The organism is Candidatus Hinthialibacter antarcticus (genome assembly GCA_030765645.1).
Lineage (GTDB): Bacteria > Hinthialibacterota > Hinthialibacteria > Hinthialibacterales > Hinthialibacteraceae > Hinthialibacter > Hinthialibacter antarcticus.
The window spans coordinates 22,339-33,995 of the sequence record JAVCCE010000024.1; the positions used below are offsets into that span (position 1 = coordinate 22,339).

Consider the following 11,657-nt stretch of genomic DNA (forward strand, 5'->3'; position numbering starts at 1 on the left):
TTCAGAATCAAACGCCAAGCCCTTGCCATTCGCCGCCAGATTCGGACAATAGCAGAGTTGTTAAATCACATCTGGAGGAACTCATGTCTAATATTCGTCAAATCACAATCATGGCGCTTTGCGTCGTATGCGCGTTTGCGTTCGCAATCAGCGCGGGCGCACAGAGCGAGTCTGAAGTACAAGGCAATTGGCAGGGAGAAGTCGACGGTTGGAGCGGACATTCGCTTCACGCCCAAGTGGTTGCGCTGGGCGGCGACAATTTTCGGGCGGTGTTGTTTTTAGATACCACCTTTCCCGAAAACCACCGTACCGAGATTAAGGGCAAAGCCATAAAGAACGTCGTCTATTGGACGGGCGACGCCACGTTTCCTGGCATGGGAACGTTTAGCGTCAAAGCCGAAACCCGCTTCACGGGCAAAGGCGCCGATAAAAAAGGCGAACTGGCGGGAACCTTCACCAAAGACGGTAAAACGTCGGTCTTCACCTTAAACAAAATATACATTCAATCGCCGACGCTGGGCCAGGACCCGCCCGCAGGCGCGAAAGTTTTGATCCCAAAAGATTTGAAACCCGGTATGGACGACCAGGTCAACCAAAATTGGGAACGCGGCTACCGTTGGGCGATTAACAATGAAGGCGCCTTGGTCAGTAGCGGCAGTTCGCTGATTGCGAAATATGAATATCAGGACGCGCAGATTCACGTCGAATTTTCGACGCCGTTTGAACCCAACGACCGCGGCCAGGCGCGCGGAAACAGCGGCTGCTATGTGCATGGCCGCTATGAAGTGCAGGTGCTCGACAGTTTCGGCGATCCTCCGGCGGACAACCTGTGCGGCGGCATCTATCAGCAATTGGTCCCGCGTATTTGCGCGGCGCTGCCTCCCGGCGAATGGCAGACGTACGACATTACCTTTATCGCGCCCAAGTTTGACGCGAGTGGAAAGAAGACCAAGAACGCGATTCTGACCATCGTGCACAACGGCGAAACCATTCACGATCAACGCGAACTCAAACACGGCACCCCGGGCGGAATTGGCGGCAAAGAAGCGCCTTTGGGCCGCATGTTGTTGCAAGACCACACTGACAACGGCCTGCGTTACCGTAATATCTGGATCAAACCACTGAAGTAGTTTACGCAAAATTCAAATTGTATGAACGATGGGGGCACAGAGCGCTGTGCCCCTATTTTTTGCGCCCAAATAAAATCACGCAGCCTACTCCCTCTCCCGGCGGGAGAGGGGATGAGTTTTCACATTTACATTTCGTTTTCAATTGAATCATACAGTGAAGAAAAATGGGACGCGGGGTTGGGTTCTTTCTACACCGCTTTGGCTTTGGCGCCCCAGGCGAGCAGACGGATTCCGGCGCGAGCTTTGCGGACGAACTCGTTCCAGTTTCGTAGTTCCAACACGCGCTTCATGATGTAACCGCCGCGCATGTAAAACCGGTTGTATCCCCATTGCATCAGGTTGATGAGTTCTTCTTCGCTCATCACTTCCGTCCATAATTTCGGGCGGAAGTCAGGGCTGGGGTTGCGTGAAAACTCGCGCCAATAGTCGTTTTGGTAGAGGCCGGTTTTGAAGGCCATGCGGTAGAGTTCGGTCGCGGGGAAGGGCGTCGCGACCGAGAGGTGAATGAAATCGGCGTCGAGACGCCGCGCAAACTCGATGGTTTCGATGGCTTGCTCTTTGGTCTCGCCGGGGTTGCCGATCATAAAATAGCCCAGGGTGGTGATTCCGCGTTTTTTGGTTTCGCGAAATACCTCGCGGGTGCGGTTGAGGTCGATGCCTTTTTTGAGCACTTTGGTGATTTCCTCGGTGCCCGCTTCGACGCCGTAGTGCAGCCGGGTCACGCCCGACGCCGCCATCGCGTCAAGCATCGGCTCGGTGATGGTGTTGATGTGCGCGCGCGAATCCCACTTGATGGTCAGGCCGCGCTTGCGATAGAGGCGGCAGATTTCCATCACGCGGTCGCGGCGGATGGTAAACGTGTCGTCGTAAATGAAAATCTCTTTGATGCCCATGCGCTCGCAGGCTTCCATCTCATCGACTACGCTCTGCGGGCTGCGGTAGCGAAACTGCTTGCCGAGATGGGGGCGGTCGCAGAAAATGCACTGCATGGGGCAGCCGCGGCTCGACATCATGGTGGTGATGGGCGTCTCTCGGGCGAGCACGGAGTAATAGCGGTCTTGCGGCACCAGATGGCGCGCGGGCATGGGCAATGCATCGAGGTCTTGATTGAGCGCCACCGCCGGCGTCAGTTTGATCTCGCCGTTTTGTTTGTAGCCGATCCCATTGACCGTCGAAGGATCGCGTCCTTCTGATAATGCGTTGACCAGGTCGGCGGTGGTTTTTTCGCCTTCGCCGATGACGATGTAATCAACCTGGGGAATCTGCAACGTCTCATTCGGGTAGATATATACATGCGGCCCACCGAACATCACGGGGATATTCGGGTCAATCGACTTCACCACTTTTGCCGCCAGCGTCGCGTCAATGAGCGTGAAGGTCATCGCCTGAATGCCGACCACGTCCGGCTTGCGGCGGCGGATTTCCGCTTCCAAGCCATCGTAATCGAGGCCATCGAGAATCGCGTCGAGAATCTCAACCGTATGGTCAGTCTGTTGTTCTAAAAACGCCGCGACGTAGAGCAGCCCCAGCGGTGGATACGCGCCGGTCTCTTCATCGACCACGCTGGGCACGTTGGTCGTAATCATGTTGAATTCGGGCGGCTGAATCAATAATACTTTCATGATTATGGTTGCATTTCTTTCTTGCGCGGCATACTTGTTAGTATATCAAATGCGCATAAATTGACAGCGTCAAGTAAATCGCGGTCTTCGGCGGCAGCAGTCTGGGATGTATCCTAAATTCAATATCATTATTATGGAGGCATTCGATGATCGAACGCTATACCCGGCCTGAAATGGGCACTATCTGGAGCGAGGAGTTTCGCTTCAATACCTGGTTGCAGGTCGAAATCGCCGCCTGCGTGGCGCACAACAAACTCGGCGTTGTTCCCGACGACGCGCTGCAAGAGATCAAAACCAAAGCCAGGTTCGACATCGAACGCATTAAAGAGATCGAAAAGACGTGCGACCATGAAACCATCGCGTTTCTTACAAACGTGGCCGAATACGTCGGCCCCGCCTCGCGCTACATCCATTATGGAATGACCTCGTCCGACAAACTCGATACCGCCACTGCGCTGCAACTGGTCGCCGCCAGCGATTTGCTGCTCGAAGATATCAAGACGCTGCACAAATCCGTTGGCGCCCTCGCCAAGAAACACAAACACACCATCATGGTGGGCCGCAGCCACGGCATTCACGCCGAGCCGATTACTTTCGGCCTCAAGGTTGCAATCTGGTATACCGAATTGGGGCGCCACCTTGAACGCATGGAACGCGCGCGCGACACCATCCGCGTCGGCAAAGTGTCTGGCTCTGTCGGGACCTTTTCGCATATTGATATGCGCGTTGAAGAGATTGTCTGCGATGAACTCGGCCTCGAAGCGGCGGGCGTTAGCAACCAGATCGTCCAGCGCGACCGCCATGCGGAATGGCTGGCGGCTATCGCGGGCGTCGGCGCGACGCTCGAAAAAATCGCGGTCGAAATTCGCGGCCTGCAACGCACCGAAGTACGTGAGGTTCAGGAGCCGTTCCCACCGGGCAACAAAGGCTCGTCGTCGATGCCCCACAAAAAGAACCCCAACCTCAGCGAGCGTATCACCGGCTTGGCGCGGTTGCTGCGCGGTTATGCTATCACCGGGTGGGAAAACGTCGCGCTGTGGCATGAACGCGACATCTCTCATTCATGCGTCGAACGCGTGTCGCTGACCGACGCGTCGATCCTGCTCGATTACATGTTGGAGCGCATGAACTGGATCATTGAGAACCTCATCGTCGATCCCGACCGCATGAAGCACAATCTTGATTCGACCCACGGCGTGGTCTTCTCACAAAAAATATTGTTAGCATTAGCCCTCAAAGGCATGTCGCGTGAGGACGCCTACAAGATCGTGCAGGAAACCTCGCTGCGTATTTGGGGTTCGGACGCGATGTTGATTGACGAACTCAAAGCCAACGCTGATGTCAAAAAACATTTAAGCGACGATGAGATCGACGCCTGCTTCCAATGCGACGAAATCCTGGTCAACGCCGACAAAATTTTTGAACGCATCGGCTTGGGGTGAGATTATATACATTCCAGGGTAGGGTGGGCTCGCGAAGCAGCCCACCATGAAATTTGATTACATATGGGAAGGCGAAAGCGCAATGTTGAGATTACTGCCGTTTTCATTGGTGGGTTAAGAACCCACCCTACCGTTCTTTGAACGGATTGGGTTGGGTTGAGTGTGAATCAAATGTAGGGCGGATCATTTTCGACCCGCCGAATGATGGTTTAATAAATCCGGTGGGTCGATAATACGCGACCCATCCTGCCTTTGCTAATTGTTTGAGTCATTGCGAGCGAAGCGAAGCAATCTCGGATTCAGTCACACGAAAAGTTGGGCAAAATCTTAAAATTGCTTCAAGATTTGCCGCCGCTTCGCGACGCTTTGCTCTTGCCACCCCGCCCTGATCTGATTCTTTCTATTATTTCTTCTCCTTCTTCAGGGGATATTTTTTCTAATGTGAACTTTGATCCCCAATTTTCGAATTTTGTGTCTAAATATAAATAGTTTATCTGATTTGGATTTGTCGTTAGTTGTAATTGAATCGATGAGAGAAAGCGATGGTCGCATTGTATTGTAGTTTCAGAAGGAATAACCGTGAAATAAGTAAAAGATTTTGATGCAACCGTTCCTCTTAGTTGACCATTAGCATATACAGAAACTCCTTTTGGTGCATCTGTACTAACTGATCCATCGCAAATTACTACAATAACTGCTTCATCATTACTTGGTTCTGGAATGGTCTCATTTTTGTCTACTATAACCTCATTATATACCCCCTGAGAATCAAAATAGCCTCTTGTACTATTTGCTGAGCATCCACATAACAAAAGAATTATAAAAGCGTATGATAATTTCATGCTTATCTCCATTGCGTTTAAAGTTATTTGCTAACTATTTATTTCTAGCAGCAAGTCTCTGTGGTTATTGACAGATTCTTCAAGGTTTTCAATTTCACATACTATCTCATCAAATATTTGAGGCCATCTTCCTTCATTATTTAGATTGCTACAATTTATTCTTTTAATAATTTTGCAATTTATTTTTTCGGATATATTCACCCATTCTAATTCACCACATCTATTTTCAATTTCAGTTTGAAAATCCTGTAATGTTCTCAATTTACTTTCATTTTCGGTTTTGGGATTCCAGTGATCTAATAGTATTTCTACTGTAAAACTATTAGATTGTAATCGAACCATATATTTTAAATTAGGAATATTTGAATTTATTTGAAACTTTGATGAATTAAATTTTTCTGGTTGAGTATGCTTGACATGCCTATTCAAAAATGACTGGAAGTTGTTGCACTCGTAAAGTCTGTTCCAAAACAATTGTTTATTCATAAATTTACCTTTCAATAGCAGGGTTGGGTAGGCTCAAATTGCATAGCAGTTTAGCCCACAAAGCAATGTATCAATTTTATCCGGTGGGCTGTCCGCCGCGGCGGACGAGCCCACCCTACATAGCTTCCGGCAGCGCCCGAAGGTGCTCTACTACTTTTTCTAATTTTCCGTCATGAGGCGTCTCTATAAGCCCGTCATGAATACGAAGGCTCATATAAAGTATAACATCAAAGATGCCTATAGGTGAACTTCATCTTGATTCATATTCCAACTGCTATCTCAGGCGGCGTCACATCAGGGAACATTTCGTCGCGCAGCCGCGTCCAGGTTTTCCAGGCGGCGGCAGGGGGGAGGCCTGCAAAGTTTATCGCATTGCGTAATCCCTCAACCGGTGTGAGCGACGACCCCGCAAAGTTGTTGGTTCCCGGCAGGCGCACGACGCGGTCTTCGCCGACTTCGACTTCCACAGCGCCCAGCGTATACCGCCCCGGCGGCGCCCCTGCCGCGCTCATTGCGTCAGTCGTGAACACGACGCGGTCGGCTCCTAAATAATCCACCCAACTTTTAAGCACCCACGGCGGGACATGAATGCCGTCGGGAATAATCGAAACCATGAGTTCCGGCAGGCTTAACACCCGTTGAATAATATTGTCATGGCGGTGCATCTGCGCCGGACAGCCGTTGCCCAAGTGAGTGAACATGTGCGCTCCCGCATCGACGGCGCGTTGCAGGTCATCAATGCCCGCGTCTGTGTGTCCCAGACTGACGAGTATGTTTTCACCCACGGCGCGGCGAATGAAATCCGCGCTGCCGCTGCGTTCCGGCGCAAGCGTAACCAGACGGATCATGCCGCCAGCGGCTTCTTGCAATCGCTGAAACATATCCCAATCAGGGCCGCAAGTATGCTGCGGGGGATGTGCGCCGATGTATCCCGCTTCGGACGACAAAAACGGCCCTTCAAGATGAAAGCCCAAAATGCTCTCTCGCAATAAAGGAGATTGCTCAATATAGGTGTGAATGGTTTTGAATTGCGCTTCAAGAAACTCAGGCGCCGCCGTGATTAGAGTCAACAGAGAATGAAAACAGCCAGCCTTGCGAAGTTCCAAGGTCGCGCGTTCGAGGTCATCAAACGATAGATGTGGATTCATAAAATCCACGCCCGCAAAGCCATTTACCTGCGGGTCAAACAGCGCCGGTCCGACGAGGTATTCGGCGGCTTCTTTGTCGCCGATTACGATGGCGCCCTCAGGCTGAGAAGGGTATCGGGCGCCAGTAAGCGCATCAATGTATCGAGGAGTGTTCATCAAAACGAATACCGTGCGCGGCGGACGTACACAAACCACTCGACGCAGAGCACGATGAACGCGATCAGCGCCAGCAGCCGCCAGATTTCCTGGTTGGACGCCACCGAACCGAGGTCGCCTTCGATCTGCACTTCGCCGAATTGTAACTCAAGCCGGGGCGCGATTTTCGATTCTTCGGTTGAGAGTAAATTCACCGCATAACGGGTGCGTATCGTATCTGCGATCAGATATTCATAAATGCCCTGGCGGTCGGTCTCGTCATAAAAAAGCGGGCTGGCAGCGGTGAAGGTGTACGTTTTCGGCTCGAGTGGAGCGGGCGGTTTGAGAAACGCCTCATCCAAGAGTGACTGCGGCGGCGCCAGCGTTAACACTTCGCCGGTCGAACGCATCATGGCGTCGCCTTTGCCGGTTGCGATCCAATCAATCAGGTTCATGATAAAAATGGGAAACGAAACCCGGTTCGGCCAATTGCTGTCGAACAAGTCAAACGAGGCGACTACGCCTTGCACGGCGTCCGTCTCGAACGCAACCACCAGCGGCGTCTCGCGTGATTCGACGATGGTCTCCACCCAGGCGGGCGCGGCCATGTTGCGGCATCGGTTGACGATCAGCGTGTCAAAATTCACATAACGCGCCAGTGAGTGAAAGCGGTCAAACGAAACGATGTACGGCAACGTCAACTCGTCGCCCATCGACCAGCCCGGCATGGGCGGCACGGCGTTAATGAAGAAGTAGGAGCCGTTCGTCAGCGCGGGCGGCGCGTATGCGTCAAACACGACCAAGTCAAAGTTGCCCGGCCCGGTATAGTCGCTGGGCGCTTGCACCGAAACGCGGGTGCGCGCATCCAGGTTGAGTGCGCGTTCCAGGTAGGGATTGTTGACCGTGACCAATAGCACATCCAGATAGGCTTCGCCCTGAATGACCGCCCATGCTTGGTTGTCGTTGGGCAAGGGGTCGTCGTTGTCCACGCGGACGCGCAACACTTCGGTGAAGTTGCCGGGGTCTTTAAATAACAGCGACTCATGCGCGCCGGGCGCCAGCGTCACTTCGCGGGCGTCTAGTAGAATCTCCTCCGGCTCTTCGCTTTCTTCGTGCTGGTGTTCATCTTCTTCGCCAGCGACAACCTTGTGGCCCTGGCCCAGCAATTCAACGAACACCGTTTTTTCAATGGAACCGGAATTTTGAACGCCAACCAGCACCTGGTAACTTTGTTGCAGGCTAAAGTCGCGGCGTACGACCAGATCGGTAATCCCGATGTTGTCCGCTGATTGGCCGATGGGAATGTAGCGGACCTTCATGCCTTCTAACGATTCGACATCCGGCGGCTCGAATCCACCGTCTGAGAAGATCACCACTTCGAGGTTCGTTTGTAACTCTGACGCAGATTGCGCAATTTTGATGGCTTCTTTGAGATCGGTCGGGTTTTCGGTCGCGCGGATTTTCTGAATGACATTACGCAAGACGCTTTTGTTGCGCTCGAAGGGCGTAATCACCTGCGCGTTGGATGAGAACGACGCCACCATCATGCGGTCGCCCATGCTCATATCGTTGACAAGGTCGATGGCGAGTTTTTTTGCTTCGTCGAGGCGCGATGGGCGCACGTCATTTGCGTTCATGCTGGCTGACTGGTCAATCAACACCACAAAACTCTGCCCGCGCAATCCGCCCAGTTCCAATACCGGACGCGCAATCGCCAGCGCCAACAGCGCCATGATGAGCAGCTGAAGGTATAACAGCAGACTGCGTTTTAATTTTTGAAATGGCGTGTTCGCCTTCAGGTCTTCAAGGCTTTGCCGCCATAACAGCGTACTGGAAATCGGCTGGTCGATTCGCTTGAGTTTCAGCAAATATAAAATGATGACTGCGGGAATCGACAGTCCAAACAATAATCCCAACGGCGCCAGAAAGTTCATGCGGTGACTCCGTAATCATTATGCGACCAGTCCCAAACGGCGGAACGCGTCAGTTAACAAACGCTCGACCGGAGCGTCAGACGATAGCGGCAGATAGTGCATCCCGTATCGCAGCGAAAAATCACGAACGTCTGCCTGAAAGGCTTTCATGCGCCGTTCATATACGCCCAACAGTTCTTCGGTCACGCTAATCTCGACCGGTTCGTTGGTTTCGACGTCTAACAGACGCAACGCGCCGACTAAGTCAGGGTTCAACTCTTGCGGCGAAAGCGTTTGTAACAGGTACACATCATTTTGTTTTTGTAATAATTGTTTAACGGCGTCTTCGCAGCCTTCCGGGTCAAACAGGTCAGAGAGCAGAATCACAATGCCGCCTTGTTTTTGCTGCATCATAAAACGCTTGCAGCCGTCCGCCAGCGTGGTCTCGCCGTCCATCGGCAGCTCTTCGAGAAAATTGAGAATGCGCCAGATGCTGCCTTTGCCGCGGGCGGGTTGCATCCAGCGGTAGCGTTCTTTGCCGAAGCCGACCAGACAGACGCGGTCCATTCCCGCCAGGGTGATATACGCCAGCGCGGCTGCCATGCGTTTGGCGAAGACGCCTTTATTGGGGTCGCCGGTGTCCATCGACTTGCTGGAATCGACCAGGATATAGAGATAGAGGTCTTCTTCTTCATGAAATAATTTGGTGAACAGGCGGTCGAGGCGCCCGAAGATGTTCCAGTCGAGAAAGCGCAGGTCGTCGCCTTTGGAATAGTCGCGGTAGTCGGCGAATTCGATGGAGACGCCGCGTTTTCGCGAGCGCCGCTCACCCTTGAGCCGACCCAGAAACGTCTTGCGCGACACCAGCGCCAGCTGTTCCAGATATTTCAGGAACGAGGCGTCCATTAACCCCTTATCATTGATATCTGATGGGGGAGCGGGGGCTTCGGTTGGTTCGACAGTCTCGTTGGCGGTTTGCGGGTCAGCCATGTGTTAAATCCTCTTTGAATTTTTCACATTATAGATGAAGTTGCCGTTCTTCTTTCAGCATTTGTTCTCGTCCCAGCCAGGCCAACGCATTCAGGTCGCCGATTGGCTCGATTTGCATCCGAACGCAGTACGGTTCAATCTCCGTTTTGCCTGTTGTTTCCAGATGCGCGGAAGAAGGCGTCGCGATTCTACTCCCATTGGTATCACGAATATCTACCCGCGACAACGGATGCTGAAGAAAAAATAACAATCCGCTGGTGGGATGGACGCCGTCATTTCGCACGACGGCGTAAAATGGCGCGCCCACTATGCGGTGTTCTTGACCGGGATCGACCTCAAAAAGCACGTCTTGACTCGGCTCTTGGTCGCGGATGGTTTTGAGGTCTTGCGGCGCAAAGATGCGGTCGGTTCCGGCTGTTACCGGCGTGGGGCCGATAGGGAATTCGATGCGACTGACTTTTTCGACGCCTTCGCCGTCGGCGTAACAAAAACAATTGAGAATGGGGAAGGTGCTGGAAAATAAATACCGGATGGTTATCTTGAGGCCGGAGCCGTCATTGGCGGCGCCGCTCAGGCTCACATCATGAAAATCGTCGGTCTCAGTCGAACGTACCATATAAAAATTTTGCTCAAATAGAATGCCCGCATCGCCTTTGACGCCGAGTTGATAGAGTTGTTCTCCGCCGTCACGATTGACCGCGACGGCGCCGCTGCCCAAGGCCGAGTCCATCGCCCAGATGACGCCCGTCACTTTGTCGACGATGGTGAGACATCCACTCGGCGTCTTGATGACGACTTGCAGACATTGATTATCGAGAACAATTTCGCCCTCAACAGGTTTCGATGGTTTCATAATGGTATAAACGGTTTTGTATGGATTATCAGAACGCTGTTTCAGTTATTATAGGTGATAAAAATATATTGGAGCACAGCGCTGCTTCATAGTTTCTAAATTGACATACTATTGAACTAATTGATTGAACGTACTATGAATTAACAATGCGAAAACACATCCCCTCTCCCTCTGGGAGAGGGTTAGGGTGAGGGAAAATGAATGAGAATAAACTCAATCCTGAAATTTTAGAATTTGCCAGGAAGTTAAGACAAGATCAAACTTCAGTAGAAAATTCACTATGGCGAATACTCCGAAATCGTACTTTACTAAACGCCAAGTTCAGACGCCAACATCCCATCCCGCCTTATATCGTCGACTTTTATTGTCATGAAGCGAGACTCGTTGTTGAATTAGACGGTGGTCAGCATAATTCCTTCAAAGAGATTGAATATGACAAATCACGAGACGAATTTTTGAGCGAAAAGGGAATCGCTGTTTTGCGGTTTTAGAACCGTGAACTAAGTGATTCTCCTGAGAGTGTAATCGAAGCGATAGTTCATGCCCTCACCCCAACCCTCTCCCAAAGGGAGAGGGAGTCGGCCGCGATTCTTCTCAGGCAAAAAATTTAGCGCAAGTCAAAGCGTAGATATCTCACCTTTTTCGATCCCCCCTGGCGCTTTCAGCGCCGTCCCCCCTTAAAAAGGGAGGCGAACATACTGAAGTGCGGGTTCTTAACCCACCAGATATAATCTAGAAACCAAAAAAATAAAAGACGGGCGGTCTGTAATAGGCCGCCCGTCTTGATTGCCGTTCGTATTTCGTCGAATCAGCGCGTTTCCCGATGCGAGGTGTGCTTCCGGCAACGCGGGCAATACTTCTTCGTTTCCATCCGGTCGGGATGGAGTTGTTTGTTCTTATCGGTGCTGTAATTACGTTCCTTGCAATCCGTGCAAGCGAGAATAACTTGTTCGCGCATGATCCACCTACTTATTCAATGATTTTATCAACGACGCCGGCGCCGACGGTGCGGCCGCCTTCGCGAATGGCGAAGCGCAGTTCCTGCTCCATCGCGATCGACTGATGCAATTCCGCTTCCATGACCACGTTGTCGCCC

12 protein-coding genes are annotated in these 11,657 nt (G+C 51.9%); 3 read left to right on the forward strand and 9 right to left on the reverse strand.

Going from position 1 to position 11,657, the window contains the following annotated elements; translation table 11 throughout:
• Nucleotides 1-83: 83 nt before the first annotated feature.
• On the forward strand, nucleotides 84-1,130 hold the full coding sequence (locus P9L94_07050; protein MDP8243821.1) for a DUF1080 domain-containing protein: 1,047 nt from the start codon (nucleotides 84-86) through the stop codon (nucleotides 1,128-1,130).
• A gap of 188 nt (nucleotides 1,131-1,318) precedes the next feature.
• Here the strand turns inward: P9L94_07050 and P9L94_07055 are convergent, their stop codons facing one another.
• Complete coding sequence (locus P9L94_07055) at nucleotides 1,319-2,752, reverse strand: radical SAM protein (GenBank protein ID MDP8243822.1); 1,434 nt, start codon at nucleotides 2,750-2,752, stop codon at nucleotides 1,319-1,321.
• A gap of 146 nt (nucleotides 2,753-2,898) precedes the next feature.
• On the opposite strand from P9L94_07055, the gene purB reads away from it, so the two are divergent.
• Nucleotides 2,899-4,194, forward strand: a complete 1,296-nt coding sequence (gene purB / locus P9L94_07060; GenBank protein ID MDP8243823.1) for an adenylosuccinate lyase — start codon at nucleotides 2,899-2,901, stop codon at nucleotides 4,192-4,194.
• A gap of 338 nt (nucleotides 4,195-4,532) precedes the next feature.
• Here the strand turns inward: purB and P9L94_07065 are convergent, their stop codons facing one another.
• The 6 genes from P9L94_07065 to P9L94_07090 all read right to left on the reverse strand — a co-directional run bounded on the left by P9L94_07065 (nucleotide 4,533) and on the right by P9L94_07090 (nucleotide 10,561).
• Nucleotides 4,533-5,036, reverse strand: a complete 504-nt coding sequence (locus tag P9L94_07065; protein ID MDP8243824.1) for a hypothetical protein — start codon at nucleotides 5,034-5,036, stop codon at nucleotides 4,533-4,535.
• Between the two features lie 30 nt (nucleotides 5,037-5,066).
• On the reverse strand, nucleotides 5,067-5,522 hold the full coding sequence (locus P9L94_07070; protein MDP8243825.1) for a DUF4268 domain-containing protein: 456 nt from the start codon (nucleotides 5,520-5,522) through the stop codon (nucleotides 5,067-5,069).
• A 260-nt stretch (nucleotides 5,523-5,782) separates the two neighbouring features.
• Complete coding sequence (locus tag P9L94_07075; protein ID MDP8243826.1) at nucleotides 5,783-6,826, reverse strand: hypothetical protein; 1,044 nt, start codon at nucleotides 6,824-6,826, stop codon at nucleotides 5,783-5,785.
• Nucleotides 6,826-8,739: a VWA domain-containing protein gene (locus P9L94_07080; GenBank protein MDP8243827.1), complete on the reverse strand. Its 1,914-nt coding sequence runs from the start codon at nucleotides 8,737-8,739 to the stop codon at nucleotides 6,826-6,828. The genes P9L94_07075 and P9L94_07080 overlap by 1 nt, the downstream gene beginning before the upstream one ends.
• A gap of 18 nt (nucleotides 8,740-8,757) precedes the next feature.
• Nucleotides 8,758-9,708: a DUF58 domain-containing protein gene (locus P9L94_07085; protein MDP8243828.1), complete on the reverse strand. Its 951-nt coding sequence runs from the start codon at nucleotides 9,706-9,708 to the stop codon at nucleotides 8,758-8,760.
• 28 nt (nucleotides 9,709-9,736) lie between these two features.
• Nucleotides 9,737-10,561, reverse strand: a complete 825-nt coding sequence (locus P9L94_07090; protein MDP8243829.1) for a hypothetical protein — start codon at nucleotides 10,559-10,561, stop codon at nucleotides 9,737-9,739.
• Between the two features lie 197 nt (nucleotides 10,562-10,758).
• On the opposite strand from P9L94_07090, the gene P9L94_07095 reads away from it, so the two are divergent.
• A complete protein-coding gene (locus P9L94_07095) occupies nucleotides 10,759-11,052 on the forward strand; it encodes an endonuclease domain-containing protein (protein ID MDP8243830.1) in 294 nt (97 codons plus the stop codon).
• Nucleotides 11,053-11,369: 317 nt separating this feature from the next.
• Here P9L94_07095 and rpmG read toward each other — a convergent pair whose 3' ends face one another.
• On the reverse strand, nucleotides 11,370-11,519 hold the full coding sequence (gene rpmG, locus P9L94_07100; protein MDP8243831.1) for a 50S ribosomal protein L33: 150 nt from the start codon (nucleotides 11,517-11,519) through the stop codon (nucleotides 11,370-11,372).
• Nucleotides 11,520-11,530: 11 nt separating this feature from the next.
• Nucleotides 11,531-11,657: elongation factor Tu (gene tuf / locus P9L94_07105; protein ID MDP8243832.1), on the reverse strand; the 127-nt coding region annotated here is incomplete at its 5' end.